The 17,496-nt window shown below is 43.1% G+C and carries 16 protein-coding genes and 1 pseudogene; 14 read left to right on the top strand and 3 right to left on the bottom strand.

The window, feature by feature from the left end; translation table 11 throughout:
• Nucleotides 1-42 precede the first annotated feature (42 nt).
• Both nirD and nirB read right to left on the bottom strand, forming a co-directional pair.
• Entirely contained in the window at nucleotides 43-387 is a 345-nt protein-coding gene (nirD, locus tag L1D60_RS06150) for a nitrite reductase small subunit NirD (protein ID WP_239840216.1), read from the bottom strand.
• A gap of 107 nt (nucleotides 388-494) precedes the next feature.
• Nucleotides 495-3,077 (bottom strand): nitrite reductase large subunit NirB, encoded by a 2,583-nt coding sequence (gene nirB, locus L1D60_RS06145; protein ID WP_239840215.1) that lies wholly within the window; start codon nucleotides 3,075-3,077, stop codon nucleotides 495-497.
• A 509-nt stretch (nucleotides 3,078-3,586) separates the two neighbouring features.
• Between nirB and L1D60_RS06140 the strand changes: the two genes are divergently transcribed.
• The 7 genes from L1D60_RS06140 (at nucleotide 3,587) to L1D60_RS06110 (ending at nucleotide 12,067) form a co-directional block, all read left to right on the top strand.
• Nucleotides 3,587-6,169, top strand: a complete 2,583-nt coding sequence (locus tag L1D60_RS06140) for a nitrate reductase (protein WP_239840473.1) — start codon at nucleotides 3,587-3,589, stop codon at nucleotides 6,167-6,169.
• Nucleotides 6,170-6,518: 349 nt separating this feature from the next.
• Nucleotides 6,519-7,478, top strand: a complete 960-nt coding sequence (gene rarD, locus L1D60_RS06135; RefSeq protein ID WP_239840214.1) for an EamA family transporter RarD — start codon at nucleotides 6,519-6,521, stop codon at nucleotides 7,476-7,478.
• A 200-nt stretch (nucleotides 7,479-7,678) separates the two neighbouring features.
• Complete coding sequence (locus L1D60_RS06130) at nucleotides 7,679-8,275, top strand: hypothetical protein (protein ID WP_239840213.1); 597 nt, start codon at nucleotides 7,679-7,681, stop codon at nucleotides 8,273-8,275.
• Nucleotides 8,276-8,645: 370 nt separating this feature from the next.
• Entirely contained in the window at nucleotides 8,646-9,257 is a 612-nt protein-coding gene (locus L1D60_RS06125) for a DarT ssDNA thymidine ADP-ribosyltransferase family protein (protein WP_031817782.1), read from the top strand.
• Nucleotides 9,258-9,264: 7 nt separating this feature from the next.
• A complete protein-coding gene (locus tag L1D60_RS06120) occupies nucleotides 9,265-9,960 on the top strand; it encodes a hypothetical protein (protein ID WP_239840212.1) in 696 nt (231 codons plus the stop codon).
• 158 nt (nucleotides 9,961-10,118) lie between these two features.
• A complete protein-coding gene (locus tag L1D60_RS06115) occupies nucleotides 10,119-10,970 on the top strand; it encodes a DUF4062 domain-containing protein (RefSeq protein ID WP_239840211.1) in 852 nt (283 codons plus the stop codon).
• 68 nt (nucleotides 10,971-11,038) lie between these two features.
• Complete coding sequence (locus L1D60_RS06110) at nucleotides 11,039-12,067, top strand: IS110 family transposase (RefSeq protein WP_102459962.1); 1,029 nt, start codon at nucleotides 11,039-11,041, stop codon at nucleotides 12,065-12,067.
• Between the two features lie 201 nt (nucleotides 12,068-12,268).
• Here L1D60_RS06110 and L1D60_RS06105 read toward each other — a convergent pair.
• Nucleotides 12,269-12,552, bottom strand: a pseudogene (locus L1D60_RS06105) (transposase); the annotation flags it as partial.
• Between the two features lie 72 nt (nucleotides 12,553-12,624).
• Between L1D60_RS06105 and L1D60_RS06100 the strand changes: the two are divergent.
• The 7 genes from L1D60_RS06100 to L1D60_RS06070 all read left to right on the top strand — a co-directional run bounded on the left by L1D60_RS06100 (nucleotide 12,625) and on the right by L1D60_RS06070 (nucleotide 17,447).
• Complete coding sequence (locus L1D60_RS06100; protein ID WP_239840210.1) at nucleotides 12,625-13,125, top strand: opioid growth factor receptor-related protein; 501 nt, start codon at nucleotides 12,625-12,627, stop codon at nucleotides 13,123-13,125.
• Between the two features lie 232 nt (nucleotides 13,126-13,357).
• Complete coding sequence (locus L1D60_RS06095; protein WP_239840209.1) at nucleotides 13,358-14,308, top strand: alpha/beta hydrolase; 951 nt, start codon at nucleotides 13,358-13,360, stop codon at nucleotides 14,306-14,308.
• 355 nt (nucleotides 14,309-14,663) lie between these two features.
• On the top strand, nucleotides 14,664-15,116 hold the full coding sequence (locus L1D60_RS06090) for a hypothetical protein (protein ID WP_239840208.1): 453 nt from the start codon (nucleotides 14,664-14,666) through the stop codon (nucleotides 15,114-15,116).
• Nucleotides 15,117-15,207: 91 nt separating this feature from the next.
• Nucleotides 15,208-15,900 carry a hypothetical protein gene (locus L1D60_RS06085; RefSeq protein WP_239840207.1) on the top strand — a complete coding sequence of 231 codons (693 nt, stop codon included), beginning with the start codon at nucleotides 15,208-15,210 and terminating at the stop codon, nucleotides 15,898-15,900.
• Between the two features lie 220 nt (nucleotides 15,901-16,120).
• The gene (locus tag L1D60_RS06080; RefSeq protein ID WP_239840206.1) at nucleotides 16,121-16,474 is read left to right on the top strand and encodes a hypothetical protein; all 354 of its coding nucleotides are present in this window, start codon (nucleotides 16,121-16,123) and stop codon (nucleotides 16,472-16,474) included.
• A gap of 55 nt (nucleotides 16,475-16,529) precedes the next feature.
• On the top strand, nucleotides 16,530-16,874 hold the full coding sequence (locus L1D60_RS06075; protein ID WP_239840205.1) for an energy transducer TonB: 345 nt from the start codon (nucleotides 16,530-16,532) through the stop codon (nucleotides 16,872-16,874).
• 60 nt (nucleotides 16,875-16,934) lie between these two features.
• Complete coding sequence (locus tag L1D60_RS06070; protein WP_239840204.1) at nucleotides 16,935-17,447, top strand: GNAT family N-acetyltransferase; 513 nt, start codon at nucleotides 16,935-16,937, stop codon at nucleotides 17,445-17,447.
• The last annotated feature ends 49 nt before the right edge of the window (nucleotides 17,448-17,496 follow it).

Below are 17,496 nucleotides of genomic sequence, written 5' to 3'. Positions count from 1 at the left end.
GGCATGGTTATGGGTGAATCTGAAATACGACCTAATGCGTGATTAGCTTGCTAGCGCTTCGGGTGCCAGTACTTGAATGTCGTTACCGTGCCTACGTACTTCGAAGCGTATCAGAGCGTGTTCCGGCTCTTCCAAACAGGCCCCTGTCTCTAGATGGTAATGCTGCTTGTATAGAGGAGAAGCAACGTACGGCTCTCCACTTAACGAGCCAATAATACCACGTGACATCACATTGGCTTTACCAATCGGGTCGAAATTTGATAGGCCATAAATCTTGTCACTGCGCTTGCAGTAAAAAATTGCGACTTGATGGTCTGCGACTTTGGCACAGACACCCGCGTTAGGGGTTAAGTCCTCTTGGGAGCAAACCGTGGTCCAGTTTTCCATGACAGTCTCCTTGTCAAATTGTTGAGTTATCGATTTTTGGGAAGTTCGTAAAGAGGGCCATTAGCAGGTGGAGTTAAAATCGGAGGCCTGCTAACGGCCAAAACGGCTTACGACACTTCGGTAATTTCTATTTGCTCTGAACTATTCAAAGCGAGAGCGCGTTCTGCGTCGTGCTCGGTGTTGATCGTTGGTTTTGGAAAGCGTTGTTCTCGCTCTGTAATGAAAGAGAGCGTGTTGTCCATCTCGTCACTGTTGATGTAGTGCTGGAATCGCTTCATCTTGACTGGGTTTTCGATGGTGGTTTTCCATTCACACTGATAGTTTTTGATGTTGAGTGCGATGTCGGCTTCGAGCTCTGCCGCGACGTTGAGTTTGTCTTCAATCACCACCTCTTTGAGGTAATCCAAACCGCCCTCTAAGTTCTCCATCCAAACAGAAGTACGTTGTAGGCGGTCAGCCGTTCGCGTGTAGAACATCAACACGCGGTCGATGTATTGAATGAGAGTCTGTTCGTCGAGGTCGGTTGCGAATAGGTCGGCATGACGTGGACGCATACCGCCGTTACCACAGACATACAGGTTCCAGCCTTTGTCGGTGGCGATAACGCCAATGTCTTTTGATTGCGCTTCAGCACACTCACGAGTACAGCCAGACACTGCAAACTTGATCTTGTGAGGTGAACGCAGACCTTTGTAGCGGTTCTCTAACTTAATCGCTAAACCAACGCTGTCGTTGACGCCGTAACGACACCAAGTGCTACCTACACAAGACTTCACAGTGCGCACCGATTTGCCGTAGGCGTGGCCGGTTTCAAAGCCCGCGTCGATCAGCTTTTTCCAAATAGCGGGCAACTCGTTAAGTTGTGCGCCGAACAGGTCGACACGTTGGCCACCCGTGATCTTGGTGTAAAGGTTGTATTCTTTAGCGACTTCGCCGAGGACAATCAATCTGTCTGGCGTGATCTCACCGCCTGCGATACGCGGAACGACAGAGTAGGTACCATCTTTTTGCATGTTGCCGAGGTAGATGTCGTTAGTGTCTTGCAGCTCGATGTGCTCATCTTTGAGGATGTAATCGTTCCAGTAGGAGGCAAGAATTGAACCGATGGCAGGTTTACACACAGTGCAGCCTAAGCCTTGACCGTGTGATTCAAGCAGCTCATCAAAGGTTTTGATCTTGTTGACGCGGATAATGTCGGTCAGCTCTTGGCGAGAGTAAGCAAAGTGCTCACAGATATCGTTAGAAACCTCGACGCCGAGATTGCTCAGTTCGCTATCAAGTACCTGTTTAGCTAGGGCAGAACAGCCACCACAACCGGTTGAGGCGTTGGTCGATTCTTTAAGCGCTGCCATTGTGGTGCAGCCAGCGGAAACGGCTTCTTTGATATCCCCTTTGGTTACATCAAAACATGAACAGATCACCGCGCTGTCTGGTAAGGCTTCAACACCCATTGCGCTGCCCGAATCGTCGGCGAGGTTTGGAAGAATGAGTACAGATGGGTTCTCTGGAAGTGGCATGTCATTTTGCTTGATTTGAAGCAGTGAACCATAGGCTTCAGCGTCACCGACTAACACAGCACCGACAATCTTCTTACCATCGGCAGAGACGATCAAACGCTTATAAACTTGTTCGATTTCATCGTTGTAGGTGTATGATTGCGCACCTTCGGTTTTACCATGCACTTCACCAATACTGGCAACATCTACGCCCAATAGCTTGAGCTTGGTGCTCATGTCAGCGCCAGTAAAGCTACTCTCATCTTCGCCATTAGAAAGGATGTGGCTAGCCGCCACTTTCGCCATCGAGTAGCCCGGAGCCACCAAACCGAAGATCTTGTTATCCCAAAGCGCACATTCACCAATCGCGTAGACATCATCGATGTTGGTTTGGCAGTTATCGTCAATCACGATACCGCCACGTTCGCCAATCGCGATATCAGAGCTGCGAGCCAATGCATCTTGCGGTCGAATACCGGCAGAGAACACGATCATATCGGTTTCAAGGTGAGTGCCGTCGGCAAAGTTCATGCGATAACGAGACGTTTCACCTGCGACAATCTCAGAGGTCGCTTTTTCGGTGTGAACTTGTACACCCAAGTCTTCAATCTTACGTCTTAGCAGCGCACCGCCACCTTCATCGAGCTGAACTGCCATCAAGCGAGGGGCAAACTCGACAACGTGGGTCTCTAAACCGAGGTTTTTCACCGCGTTTGCGGCTTCCAAGCCCAATAAGCCACCACCAATCACCACGCCTGATTTGCTTTGCTTGCTGGACAGTTCAATGGCATCTAAGTCTTCAATCGTGCGGTAGACATGGCAGTGTTCTTGGTCATTACCAGGAATTGGTGGGACGAACGGGAATGAGCCTGTCGCAAGGATCAGTTTGTCGTAGCTTTCGCGATGCCCGCTATCCGTTACGACGGCCTTGTTTGCAGTATCAAGTTCAGTGACCTTGGCATTAATAAGATACTTAACGCCGTTTTCTTGATAGTAAGCTTCACTGGTTAAGGCTAAGTCGTCGGCGGACTTACCGTTAAAGTACGCAGTGAGTTGAACTCGGTCGTAGGCAAGACGCGATTCCTCACTGAAAGTGATGACCTCATATTGGTCTGAATCTGCTTGAATGATGTTGTCGATAAATTTGTGGCCAACCATGCCATTACCAACGACGACAATCTTTTGTTTGCTCATAGTAAATTCCTTTTTTGCTGGCTTCCTAGCGTTTTATAAACAGACCACTCTCAATGGTGGGTAATTTGCTGCTCTTCCAATGAACTTAAAAACTGTGAATTTTGGGTTGTTGGTATTTAAGGGAGCAAGTAGGGTGCCAGATAAAAAAGCAGATCGAGAAAAATAATAATATCTATAATATTCAGTTGATTAGGTAAGTGTTAAATAACTTAATTACCCCTAAAGTGGTAGATTGTTGAAGTGGGAGATTTATGAAAATGAGCCTTTGTGGTGCAAAATTGATCAACATGGTGCAAATATCTCAATGTTTGCTTTTTTTCATTCCCTTAACATGAGTTCTGCTATTTTTATTTGTTTTAAGTATTTGTAATTATTAACTATTTTTATTGCATGAGAATGAGCTAAATAGTGGTGCGTAAATTGCTTTAATAAAAAAGAGAAATTTTCACCGCAGAAAGAGATGGATTAGCGGCTTTCTGATTCGTTAGGTGGAAGCAATAAAAAGAACACTGCACGAGGGAAGAGTGATGAGTTCAAACAAGGATTGGATCAAATCAACGTGTGCTTACTGTGGCGTGGGTTGTGGCATTGAAGTAAGGCCAACTGCTTCGGGGAAATTGGAAGTGCGTGGCGACAAAGAGCACCCATCGAATTATGGCAAGTTATGTACTAAAGGCGCAGCCTTGGGCGACACTGTGACCCCAATAGGTCGCTTAACCCAACCAATGAAAAGAGTCGAGAGCGGACAGCAGCTACTTCCGTGGGATGAAGCCTCGCAGCTGGTGGCTGATAAATTCACACAAGCAATTAGAGAACACGGGCCAGACTCGGTAGCCTTTTATGTATCGGGTCAATTACTCACAGAAGACTACTACGTCGCCAATAAACTGATGAAAGGTTTCATTGGCAGCGCCAACATCGACAGTAACTCTCGCCTTTGTATGGCGTCGAGTGTCGTTGGGCACAAGCGTGCGTTCGGTACTGATACAGTGCCAGTTTGTTATGAAGATCTTGAACAAGCGGAAGTGGTGGTGATTACAGGTTCTAACCTTGCTTGGTGTCACCCTGTACTATTTCAACGATTGAGATCGGCGAAACAAGCTAACCCCGCAGTGAAAGTGGTGGTGATTGACCCGCGCTACACCGATACCTGTGAAATAGCCGATATGCATTTGGCACTCGAATCCGGCTCAGACGTGGCGCTGTTTAATGGTCTGCTAGGTTACCTCGACGACAATGACAAGCTCGACCCAGACTACATAGAAAAACACACTCAAGGCTTTACGGAAGCGATTCGCACCGCAACCCGTTACCGTTATACCGATAATGGTTGGGGCGATAAAAGCGTTTCTGAGCTGACAGGGCTTACCGAGCAGCAATTGACTCAGTTCTACAAGTTGTTCGCATCCAACGACAAGGTTCTAACCATCTACTCCCAAGGTGTAAACCAATCTACCCAAGGGTGTGACAAGGTGAATGCCATTATTAATTGCCACTTAGCGACAGGCAAAATCGGCAAGGTGGGCACAGGGCCATTCTCAGTGACAGGCCAACCAAATGCGATGGGGGGCCGTGAAGTGGGTGGCTTAGCCAATACGTTAGCGGCGCATTTTGAGTTTGGTGATCCACAATCGCACCAAACCGTGAGCGATTTTTGGCAGACAGATAACCTAGCCACTCATGCAGGGTTAAAAGCCATTGACCTATTTGATGCGATGAACGACGGCAAAATCAAAGCAGTGTGGGTTATGGCGACCAATCCAGTGGTGAGCTTGCCAGACAGTGAGAAAATAAAAGCGGCGTTAGAGAAATGTCCGTTTGTGGTGGTGTCTGATTGCATCGCTGATACAGAAACCACGCGCTTGGCTGATGTGGTATTGCCTGCCCAAGGTTGGAGTGAAAAGTCGGGAACTGTAACCAACTCTGAGCGCCGAATCTCACGTCAACGTCGCGTGCTACCAAGCCCGGGAGAAGCAAAACCTGATTGGTGGATTTTAAAAGAAGTCGCTCAAAAAATGGGATTCAAAGGCCAATTTGATTACCGCCATGAAGGCGAGATCTTCAAAGAGTACTGCGAGATGACTGCACTCGGTAATGAGAGAGGTAAAGCGAGGGATTTGTGTTTGATCGGATTAACCAAACTGGATGAGAAAGGCTACGGTGAACTCACCCCACAACAGTGGCCGGTGCTTGAATACCAACCAGATATCATCGAGCAGCGCATGTTTACCAATGGCGAGTTCTTTACCGAGTCGGGCAAGGCGCAGTTTGTCGCGGTTGAGCACGACAAGCCCATCGCCGATACCAGTGTCGAGTTCCCACTTATCATGAACACTGGCCGAATCCGCGACCAATGGCACACCATGAGCCGAACGGGGTTAGCCGCAGGATTAGGCGAGCACACGCCAGAACCTTTCGTCGCCATGCACCCTGATACGGTGGCTGAACTTGATTTGGATGAATTCGGCTTAGACGCATTCAACCACGCCACCGTTAACCCTGTCGTGAAAGTACGCAGCGCACAAGGGGAGTGCCAAGCTCGCTTAGTGGTCACCAAAGAGATGCGCCGCGAACAAGTTTTCATGCCCATTCACTGGAACGCCCCAACTGCAAAAGACAGCAAACCGTGTGATCTTATTTTACCTCATACTGATGTAACGTCTGGTCAGCCTGAATTCAAACATACCCCAGTCATGGTTGAGTCATGTGGCTATCGTAGCGAGGCGGCACTTGTGAGTGACAAAGTGATGGACTGTAGCGGGTTTGACTATTGGGTACGCCAAAGAGTGGAAGGCGGTTTCTTGTATCGCATCTCTTCATCCAAGAACCCGATGGAGTTAGTGATTCAGCTTGCCAACACTCTTGAATCTATACCGGAGCCAGATTCCGAGACGACTAAATCACTCCACTACCATGGCAATAAGTCATTTAAAAATTACGGCTCTGCGAAGCTAGACCAATTTGGAGTGAAACAAGCCTTTGTGGTGAATAGTAAGCTAGATAATGACAGCATTGATTGGCTGGTGGCGTGTTTAACTCGAAAAGCGGATGAAGAGTTTGAAGCGGAGTTTTTGAGCACATTGGCAAAATAGTTGATGAGGTGAATGATCTCTAGCACGTAATATTGGCACGATAAATCAATGGTTAATGTGTTTTTAGTACGCTAAATATTGATTAATAACTTACTAATGAGTTAAAAAGTAGAGGAATCTTCTAATTGTAGTGATCTTGTGAACAACCTATGCTAAATCTTAAGCAATTAGATACCTAATGATTGCATTCTTTAATGAGCGGTGATATTTAATGCGCCGAACCAATTATAGAATCAGAGTTATCCAATAGAGTTTTTCGATTGGATACTGAGAAGCGCTGTCAAACCATGACGGCGCTTTTTTGTTGTTGTCTTGTAGCCTGTAAGCACAGTTACGATAGGTAGAATTCATGAGTCAGTTAAAGGCTTTATTTCATAAATACACCCACTTGATGTCTGATCAATCAAAAGGGGTGGCTGCATCGATACTTTGTTCAATGCTGTTTGCTTGCATTCCAGCTTATGTACAAATCCATCCGGATATAGGGCCAAGCTTAATTGCAGGGAGCGAGAGTCATTGGCTGGCTACGCAGCGTATTGTTTGGAGTACGATGCTGTTCTTTATCTTACTGTTCTTCACTAAGCGATTACCGCTGCTGTGGGAAGCATTGAAGCAGTGGCGTAAGTGGCCTAAATACCTGACTTCCGCTGTGCTTGTCGCACCACAATATTGGTTGTTCGTTTGGGCTCCGGCCAATGGAGAAACCCTGAACCTCGCACTAGGTTACTTCACCATGCCTATTGTGATGGTGTTAATCGGCTGCTTCTATTACAAAGACAGCCTCTCTAAGTTGCAAAAAGTGGCGTGTTACTTTGCGTTGGCAGGTACTTTGTATGCTTATGTCTGGGCATCGGGCCTGTCTTGGGTGGTATTGGTCGTCGCACTTGGCTATCCAGTGTATTTTATGTTTCGTAAAACCAACCCAATGCCGACCGATATTGGCTTGGCCGTTGACCACATTATGATGCTCCCTTTGGCTATCTTCGGGATGTTCTACCTTTACCCAGCCGAGCATTTTATGAACCTGCCAGCCACGTCGTACCTTTACTACCTTGGGCTAGCAGTAGTGTCGGTTACGCCAATGCTGCTCTATCTTTTCGCTTACTCAAAGCTGCCGGTGTCTCTGTTTGGTTTAATGGGTTACGTAGAGCCGACTTTCATCTTTATTGTCGGGCTACTAATTGGCGACAGCATTGTGCTGCATGAAGTCCCGACCTACCTGTTTATTTCGTTTGCCTTAATCGCTTTAGTCATGGACGGCTACAAACGAATGAAAGCCAGCAGGATCGCCAAACAATCGCGTTCTTAACCACTTAGCTTTAACTACTCTCAACACAAACGCCGACGATCTAGTCGGCGTTTTTCGTTTTAAGTATGAAATACTGATTGATTAAACATCTGGTTTTACATACTATATTTCGAAATTGGTACAATGTTCTGTAAGTTTGGGTTCATACCTTACTTGTTTTACATTTGATGAGTGCGTTTCTATTTAGTAGGAGTAAGTTGATGTCTAAATTAGCCATTTCTAAGTTCTTTGAACAAAAACTGGAGGCACCGCTTCACAACACCGTGTGGTCGTGGGGAAGTGAGAACGCCAAAGGGGTTTACCTACGTGCATGGAATCGCACCAAAGTTGGCGACAAGTTCGATATTGCCAGCAGTGGCATGGAAACTGACGACGACGGCAGAACCCGAGCGGGCGGCGTAGAGCGCGCAAAACATGTCAAAACCATTGCCCAAGGCAAACCAGGTTACATAGTCGCAATTGACGGTTACGTTGATGATGCAGGAAAGTCTCATATTGTCGATTACAACGATAAAGCGGTGTTCCGTATTGTCTCGTTAACAGTGAACGAGCAGGGCAAAACGTTAGCCGAAGTCGACTACGACAATCCGGTTCTCATTGACATGATTGGTGAAGAGATCGACGTTACTTCGATTCTGGAGAGCCTAGAAGGAAAACCTAAAGCACTGGCGACCCTAGCTAAGGCAGAAAAGCTTGGCTGGCAAATCACCGGATCAAATCAACAGGGCGTGACCATTCTTCTCAAAGGCAAAAAAACTGGCCTTATCTCATACAACGGCGAATTCAGCGCAGCTTAGGAGTGACTATGTATACCCAAGGCGACCTATGCCCACACTGCGGCTTAATCATCATGCTACCCACAGACTTAGAGCCAAAATGCCTAGGTTGCAGCGAAGAAATCAACCAAGAAGATGACGATTAAATAAGCAAACACATTTGTTTTCTGTATTTCCTCGATGTTTTATAGAAAAATTCTGTATTTAGTCACGTTTGTTGAATGTTGAAGCCAGTAAGGTACTGTTATTAAAAAGTTAGTTAGGCTTAGCCTGAACGGTATAGGTTGTTAGACAGAATTGTTTCAAGGACAAAATGCAGAATTATTCTGTCTAATATAGCTGTTAGGCCACAATATCGAGATGTCGTAAATAAGTAAAAACGGAGTTGGTTATGGAAAATGCAGTAAAACAAAAAAAGATCGAATATCTATGGCACTTTACAAAGTTAGAAAATGTTAGCTCAATCTTTCAGAGCGGGATTGTTCCGAGAGCGACCTTAGAGGCTAATCAATCAAATGTAGCTTACAATGATCAACATCGGCTAGATGGATTTAAAACTGCTAGTTGCTTGTCAATTGGTCATCCTAATTACAAGATGTTTTATAGTCTAAGGCAGCAAGACCCTTCCGTAGAGTGGGTTGTTTTTGGTGTTAAAGCTGAAGTCTTATGGACTAAAGACTGCGCGTTTTGTACCACCAATGCAGCCAATTCATCAGTTACATCTGTTCCAATTGAACAGAGAAAAGGAGTTCAGGCGTTTGAGTCCCTATTTTTGCCAGTAGCAGGAAAACCATCACGTCAAGAGTTGCAATTGCCAGATGAATGCCCAACAGATCCACAGGCAGAGGTTTTAGTGTTCGATACTATCCTTCCAAGTGATATTGTCGGTGTTATTGTGCCAACTAAGGCAAAAGAGTTGGAGTTGAAACCTCTGTATCCTGCACATCAGGTTGTGTACCATAGAGCTCATTATTCAGCACGACTAGACTATCAGCATTGGTAATTCAAGTATGGCAATTAGACCCGTTTTTGTCCCGAAAACAGATGGTAGCATTGGAGTTATTGAAAAGGCCATAGATTTTAAATGGCATCCAGGAATGGCTAAAACCCAGAAACAAAAATTAGTTTCTGAACTTCACAGTTCAGCTAAGTTACTGGGAATAAATAACATTCTAGAGATTTCGAGTAAATCTTTAGACGAACTCGGCATATTACTAAGTGCTTTCAATCTTTCTTTCGTGACTAAGAAGCATAATCACAAGATCACAGTTGAATCGGCTTTTCAAGGCAGTAAGGTTTTTAAAAGAGGTGGGCCTTACAAAGATTTGTATCTAGCGGACTCCAGAAGTTCAAAAAAAGACATTCGTATAAAAGACTCAGGGCAGTTGGTCAGCTTTAAGTTTTTTAATACGGAGTTTCCATTAATCCCTCGAACCTATTTTTATGATTGGTTGTATATAAAGGCATTAGTTAGTAACCCACAATTAGTTGATCAACTTTATAAATTTGATGGGTTTAGTGATATTGAATTCAATCCTAAAAAATCTATAAATTGCCAAGCGCATGCAGCTGCTCTTTACGTTAGTCTAAATAGCGCAGGTGTGTTGGAAGAGGCGCTATCTAGTCCTGATTTGTTTTTAAAAGTTACCAAGCAGCACTATGATAATCAAAAGAGAGTCATCCAAGTTCAAGATTCACTGATCTAATGTGGCCTAACAAGCAATTTAAGAGGGATTCACAACGCTTGGCACTTTTGCTTCTACTTCAAATTTAGTGTTTATGGCACTATGCGCTAGGTTGGGTGGAGGCGTTGTTCACCCCTTAATTGGGCGTTAGGCATTTTAAAGTCCGGAGAGAATAATCAATGTATACAGCAAACGTATATAAAATATTTTTAGCGTCTCCAAGTGATGTTGCTAAAGAAAGGCAAATAGCTCGTGAAGTAATTCAAAAGTGGAATGACTTACACTCAGAAGAAACTGGAGTGATGCTACAGGCTATAGGTTGGGAGTCACATTCTTACTCTGCAATGGGTGACCGTGCTCAAGGTATTTTAAACAAGCAAATATTAAAAGACGCTGACTTTCTAATTGGTATGTTCTGGACACGAATTGGTACACCAACTGGTGATCATGAAAGTGGTACATTAGAGGAAATAAAAGAGCATATAGATAAGGGGAAACCTGCGATGATCTGCTTCTCAGATCAGCCAGTACAAATGGGGTCAGTTGATCCCGAGCAATATCAAAAACTAATGGCGTTTAAAAAAGAGTGTTTTGATAAGGGGCTTGTTGCTCCTTATGAAACTCTAGACGCTTTCGCAGTTATCATCAATGATGCCTTAGTTCGTAGAGCCAACAAACAAGATCCCTTCCTAGGTTTCCAAAAAGTTGAGCCTGTACTTTTAGATTTGTTTGGCGGTCTTCCTGAAACTGTCGTCAATCAATTAAGTAGCGATGCTCAAGAATTGCTAGTAGAAGCCTCAAATGACAGGAGCGGGAATATATTAAAAGTTTCGTATCTCAATGGTAGTTCAATGCAAACGAATGGTAAGCAGATGCATACCGACGGTTCAGCAAGAGAAATTGCTCGTTGGGAAGCTGCTTTAAACAGCTTACTCATCGAAGGGTTTGTAGAAGCTGTTGGTCACAAAGGTCAAGTGTTCAGAGTTACACATTCTGGCTATGAATACGCAGACAAGTTAAAAAATGCCTAACAAGATGATTGGACTCCCCATCCCCAATCCGCCTATCTTTTAATAGGAAGCAACACGGGAGTCTGATTATGAAAAATCTCATTATTGGCGTTGATCTAGCCGCTAAGGTTATTCAAGTTTGCGTTTACGCAGATAAAAAGGTGCAATCTAATCGAGAAATGACACCGAAACAGTTCAGCGCTTATCTCAGTAATCTGTCACCCTCTCTGGTGGTGTTTGAAGCTTGCGCAAGCTCTAATTATTGGAATCAAATTGCCACATCTTTAGGCCACACTTCGAAGTTAATTTCCTCTCGTTTGGTTAAAGCGGTTCGTCAGAATCAAAAAACAGATAAGAATGACGCTTTAGCGATCATTCAAGCCTCACAGTTACCTGAAGTAACTTTCGTTTCTGGTAAGACGAATAGCCAACAGCAAGCGCAATCAATGCTGAAATTACGAGAGCAAGCTGTTAAACAACGGACGGCATTAAAAAATCAATTAATAGGATTGATGAGGGAGTTTAATCTTCCAGTTTCGAGGAACCATCAAGGCTTTACTCAATCGATAGAGCTGATTTTGGAAGACGCGGACAATGAGCTAACAGCTGATTTTAGGCATATGCTGAAAGTGTCACTCGACTTATATTTGGTTTTGTGCGAAGCAATTGATACTTATGATCATTCCCTTGATCAATGGATAAGGTCAATCCAAGAATGCCAAAAGTTAATGAAGATTGAAGGTATTGGGAAGTTAAATGCAGTTCATTTGTACATTGCTTTGGCATCAGGAGAACTTGGTCAGTTTAAAAAGGGAAAAGATGTTTCCGCTTGTATTGGCTTAACACCACTCCAACATTCTTCTGGTGGTAAAGCGAAGTTGGGACATATTGATAAACGGAAAAACTCAACGTTGCGCAGCCTATTAATTACAGGCGCAATGTCTGTGGTTCAGCAAGTCGTAAAACGCGATGCTAAAACAAAGAAAGAACAGTGGCTACAAGCATTAGTAGTACGTAGAGGTAAAAAATGTGCAGCGGTAGCGCTGGCAAATAAAACAGTTCGTACCGCTTTTGCTATGCTTAAATCTGATACGGAGTATAGAGCATCTATGCTCTGACAGTTTGACAAAATGAAGCGTAAGATAAAAGTTAGGTGATACAGAATAGTCGAAAGAGGAAAAGCTCGCTAACAAGCATTGTACCCTAACAGCCGAAATTATCATTGAGCAGAGGTAGCTCCTCAATAGTAGCTCGTATATAAGCACGCGAATATCTATCGTTCTTTTTGTTGAAACGGGGGAGTCCATATAAACGACTATGGCGTCACACATGGCGCCATCTCTTAGCATCGAGTTAAGGGTCACAACCATCTTTCTTACACACGCGATTATTGCGACTTTCTTAGGTTTTCCGGCTGCTAGAAGTCGAGCATAAGTGGCTTTAAATATAGGGTTACATTGCATGGCTGACATCATTGCCATGTATAAAACGGTTCGCACTTGGGAAGCGACCCCCTTGTATTACACGCTTACCTTTAATAGCGTCCACTTTCGCGTGTTATGGGAGCCACACCAATTAGTGAAGCGGCTTGTTTGTGATATAGCCTCAGGTACGTTGCTAATTATTAATGCAGCGTCAGTGCACAAAGATAAAAGTTAATTTAGCAGGATTTAAAATGAGTGAAATTGCTCGCTTTATGTCTGGCGAAGCGCCAGATAAGTTTGGTCGCAATATAGATCAGTTGTTAGCTTACAACCACTTCTGGCTTGAGCATGATCATAAGTATATTCAAGTTCTTTTCCCGATAGATGAGGGTACTAAGTTCAATCAACATGCTCCCTTGGTAACTCAAGCAGATCGAGAGGCTTTCGCTAACTCAGAAGAATTGCGTGTTGCTCACTTAAAAGCATTAGATCTTTTACTTGAGTTTTGGGGATTGCAGCGAGATGGGTGCGAAATTTCTTCAATACTGACGCTAAGCCCTGTTAATCATGTCTGGCTTAAAAGTCATGACCACAACCAACTTCGCCTGACCCGAGCAATTCGTAGTTTATATTTGCTCGGTAATGAGCAGATAGCATGTAATTTGTGTGACTTTTTAGTAGCGGCGGCCAGAGAAACGGGCATGGTTTCAGATAAAACCGTCGAGTATTGGCGTAATGCGCTAAAAGATTAGGAGCACGCTGAAAAGCTCACTAATCAACTGTTTAAGATGATTCCCAACGCATGGCATTTTTTATTCCACCGTTGGGTTTTGTGTTTATGGCGATATGATCATGGTTTTTGTTTGCGTGGCCCACCTTCAAAAAGCTGTGATATCTCATGTCCGTCACAAATTTTTACTGTATGTATATACATGTTCTTGTGTTGATATATTATTCTCCGGTTTTTAGTTGTAGAGTTATAAAATGACCAATTACCTAGAAGCTGGCATCAGAGAGCTAGTCGAAGAATTTCAATCAAATGGTAAACCTTGCCCTTCGGCACAAACCATCGCGGATCGCAGGGCTGGCTATATCGGTAGCACAGTGTTAGCTGGCGAGAGTCCTAGCATTGAAAGCGAATACGTAGATGTAATCAATAGTATTCCGGTTAAGATCTACAAACCAACAGGTGAAGTGAATTTACCTGTAACCGTCTATTTTCATGGAGGTTGTTTCATTAGTGGTGGTTTTGAAACTCATGATACACAGTTAAGACAAATCGCACTTCTGTCCAATTCGATAGTTATCTGCATTCAATACAGGTTAGCTCCTGAACATGCTTATCCAGCAGCACATGACGATGTATATCAAGCTGCAGTTGGTATTAAGGAGCAAGCGCATAAATATGGTGGTGATTCAGAGCACATCGTGTTTGTGGGAGATAGCGCTGGTGGGCAATTGGCTTTGGCTACGACGCTTAGGTTAAAAAAGCTTGAGCAGTGGTTGCCTCGTCAACAGATTCTTATTTACCCCATGCTTGATCCAACAGGTAACACTCAAAGTTACAGAGAAAATGGATCAGATTACATTATTACTGCAAATATGCTTCTTTCTGGATTTGAGTTATATGCGAGCTGCAGTTCTGAAGACATTACAGAACCAGAACTTAACCTTTTAAGCGATGACTTGAGCGGTTTGCCTACCACGACCATTATTACCGCAGAGTTTGACCCGCTACGCGATGAGGGTGAGCTCCTATACAAGTTGATGCGCTCACAAGGCGTTGACGCATATTGCGAACGCTATTTGGGTGTCATTCATGGGTTCTTTCAATTGTCCGGTGTGTCTAATTCGGCAAAACGGTGTATCGCTGCAGTTTCAAATCAAATAAAAAAATCAGATTTAGCGACTGCAAAATCTATAACCAACTCTTGAAGATATTCTGATCTAAAATTGGACTCTCTCTTAGTATTGATCTTTCTCTTGCAGGCATTTTCCCATGGATCTAGTTATTATACGTTTAGGACGATCTTGTTGTCTTTAATCGTTCATAAACAATTTTGAAATTAATAGTTTTCAATAGTGTGCACTCTTACTCATTTCATCGTCTGTACGTATGGTTGGTGTTTTTGTTATTGTAATCAGAAATTTAACGCGAGTGGTCGATGTATATAGTTATAACTTTACTTCTGGGTCGGAAGCACAAGGGGTGTAGGTTTTTAGCTGAGTGATGCCGTAGCAGTAAGAATAATATGTTGGAGTATGAGTTGTGTATAAAAGAGTGTCTTTTTTGGCTGTAAGCCTTTTAACCGGGTGTTCATCGACGGATGTTATAGATGGTAGCCTCGCTACATATGAAATATCGGGCTCTTGGCAGTGTGAGGGGCTAGGTGATCCACTAATCGAGCTCTCGTATCACGACCATGTTGTGTATAAGGATAATGGTTCGTTTCAAAAACTGTCTAAAATAAACTTCAGATTTCCAGGTAGCAATGAGTTTAATGAGGTAGAAGTAAGCTCAAATGGTACCTGGAAAAAAAGTAGAAATAGTCTCACTGAGAACAATCTTCAGTTTACAGTAGAAGTAGATGACAAATTTCCTAAGGCGTATTTAGAACAGTTTAAAACACAAATGGCTATACCTGAACAAGCTTCATGGTCACTCAAGTTTTTATCTAAAAACAATGTCCTTAAAGAAAGTGTATATGGGCAAAAAATAACCTGCAAAAAGGCATTGCAGTGACCATTATTTGGTCTGAAGAACTAAAAACTGTGGTTTAAATAGATTCGAAAGTCTATAGCAAGGGAAGAGACATGTAGCAATGAGAGTTTATGTGGGTAAGAATACGAGAGATATTGGGCTGAAAGTATGGAGATACCTTAGTTTATTTATTTGTTTAACTTTTGTTGGTTTGGCGCATGCGAGTAGCACTGGCAAAGTTCACCAAGCCCTAGAATCAAGGTTCAGTTGTCAAGATCGCAATCTCGAAGATCTATGTTTTTTATCGATTGATAAGCGTGACAATGAGCTAATCATTTTTTTGAGCTCAGCACTTTATCGAACGAACAGTTATAACAAAGCTGACTCTTTCTTAGAGGCTGCTAGTTTATCGCATGAGATTTATCAGTCAATCACCTCTAAAGTTGATTCAATTGACCTAGGTGGTCGCTCTTTAGTCGTAATTATGGACATTATATTTAAAGGTGAGAGGTTGACTACGATTCATGATGTAAATAGTACGGTTTTTGTCGACCTAGATAAGCGAATTGATATTTATCAGTTATTGAATAATCATCGTCAATTGGTAGCTGAGTCACCAACGAGTGAAAAACAGAAAACCCTTCAAACTGGAGAACGCTTGGCTGCAACTTATGAAGTAACTACGGCGTATGAAGTTGTTTCTAGTGATGCAATCAAGAATGACAAAACAGGTCAATTTGAAATCTCAAAAGATGTTCACTCGACGGGAAAGAAAGTACAACATACAAAGATTACACACGTTTTAGTCTGGTTCCCTTTACCGTAAATGCCCTTTTATAAACAACTTTGAAACTTATAGAGCCTAATAGTGTGCACAGTTACACATTTCATCATCTATACGTATGGTGGTTATTCCTGTTATTGTTTCTGTGAATTTATTGCGTGTGGTTAACGTATAAAGTATGGCGTTGCATTTATTTTACAGCATTAAACTAAATAGGCTTTGGGCTAAGTTAATTCCCGAAAAATAAAAAGAAATAGACATTGTGTTTTCATCGGGCGTAATTACAGCGCGACCTTTGCAGACGCTCGTTGCGCAAAATAAAACAACTGTTTCTGTCAGTCATAGTTTTGTTGAGTTTAAGATATCACCAGTACCATTTGGTTTTAAAAAGCTCATACCTTCATCATTGAGCGAACAAGTTTACTGTAAAGGTGTTGTCAAGAAGTCAAAAGGCGGATCAAGTGTAACGTTCGAGGTACGAGTCATATTAAAAGATCGTAAAAATATACGTCTGGTATCTGAATTGGAATCAAGTGAACAAGCGCTGTTTCTTGATCACGAGATAGAATCGTACCTCGGTATCAAAGATGTGCAAGTAAAAGGCGAGTTGAGCTGACATAAAACCATTGCGTCAGTTGTTAAATTCTGGCGCTGTAAAATCTGAGGTGGATGTGAAATTTATATCACTATTTATAGCGGCATTGTTGTCTGGCTGTGCTGGGTTTATGGAAGGAGTCGACTTTACTGCTTATGATGACCTTAAGGTGAGAGAGCAAACCCACCCTAGGTACCCTAAAGTTGCAGTCGAAAATAGGCTATCGGGCTATGTTGAGATGACGTTTAACGTAACCAGCCAAGGGGATGTAACGAATGTAGTTGTTGTAAAATCTTTCCCTAAAGGACTGTTTGAAGAAGTAGCTGTCCGAGCTCTAACGCAATGGAAATACGAGCCCTTCGAAAATGTAGAATCAGTTCCTCAACAAATTCGTTTCGATTTTAAAGCTAACCCTATATAGGGTTGAGAAATTACATAGAGGTTATAGGGCCTACTTTGTTTATATATAGACAAGGAAATCATGAAGTTTAAAGTTAGGAAGGCGCAATTAAGCGATGTCGATGCAATTGCGAATATACACGTCAAATCATGGGTAGACGCTTACAGCGGATTGATGCCTCAAACTTATATCGAGAGCTATACAGTAGAGAAACGTAAGAAATTATGGTCAAACATAATTGAAAAGAGCTTAGCAGAGGTTATTGTTGCGGATTGTGATGACCGATTGACTGGTTTCTTATGCTGTGGGCAGCCAAAGTCATTAAAAGGGACTGATGTGTATGACCTTAGTTCTATCTATGTCCAGCCTGACAAGACTGGTTCTGGTGTTGGGCAGGCGTTATACGACGAGTGCGAAGGGATACTCATTACGTTAGGAGCTAAAAAAGTGTCTGTATGGGCACTTGATAGCAACGAACGCGCAATAAACTTCTATATCAAACAAGGCTTTGCTCTCACAGGCATAACCAATGAGGAGTATGTAGGTGATGTTGTGCTTAAGGATATCGAATTCGCCAAAGAGCTACCCCTGTAATTAAGCGCCATTACACCATAATTCGCGCCAACACTATCGAGAAAGTGGA

The sequence above is a fragment of the Vibrio sp. Isolate30 genome, from assembly GCF_022397975.1.
Taxonomy (GTDB): domain Bacteria; phylum Pseudomonadota; class Gammaproteobacteria; order Enterobacterales; family Vibrionaceae; genus Vibrio; species Vibrio fortis.
Note: the sequence above shows the minus strand (reverse complement) of the source record. Positions and strands in the feature narration are given on the sequence as shown.

Excerpts from the sequence above, each read along its gene's own strand:
- nirD (WP_239840216.1), bottom strand. The coding sequence starts at position 387 with ATGGAAAACTGGACCACGGTTTGCTCCCAAGAGGACTTAACCCCTAAC.
- nirB (WP_239840215.1), bottom strand. The coding sequence starts at position 3,077 with ATGAGCAAACAAAAGATTGTCGTCGTTGGTAATGGCATGGTTGGCCAC.
- rarD (WP_239840214.1), top strand. The coding sequence starts at position 6,519 with ATGAGTCAGTTAAAGGCTTTATTTCATAAATACACCCACTTGATGTCT.
- L1D60_RS06130 (WP_239840213.1), top strand. The coding sequence starts at position 7,679 with ATGTCTAAATTAGCCATTTCTAAGTTCTTTGAACAAAAACTGGAGGCA.
- L1D60_RS06125 (WP_031817782.1), top strand. The coding sequence starts at position 8,646 with ATGGAAAATGCAGTAAAACAAAAAAAGATCGAATATCTATGGCACTTT.
- L1D60_RS06120 (WP_239840212.1), top strand. The coding sequence starts at position 9,265 with ATGGCAATTAGACCCGTTTTTGTCCCGAAAACAGATGGTAGCATTGGA.
- L1D60_RS06115 (WP_239840211.1), top strand. The coding sequence starts at position 10,119 with ATGTATACAGCAAACGTATATAAAATATTTTTAGCGTCTCCAAGTGAT.
- L1D60_RS06110 (WP_102459962.1), top strand. The coding sequence starts at position 11,039 with ATGAAAAATCTCATTATTGGCGTTGATCTAGCCGCTAAGGTTATTCAA.
- L1D60_RS06100 (WP_239840210.1), top strand. The coding sequence starts at position 12,625 with ATGAGTGAAATTGCTCGCTTTATGTCTGGCGAAGCGCCAGATAAGTTT.
- L1D60_RS06095 (WP_239840209.1), top strand. The coding sequence starts at position 13,358 with ATGACCAATTACCTAGAAGCTGGCATCAGAGAGCTAGTCGAAGAATTT.
- L1D60_RS06070 (WP_239840204.1), top strand. The coding sequence starts at position 16,935 with ATGAAGTTTAAAGTTAGGAAGGCGCAATTAAGCGATGTCGATGCAATT.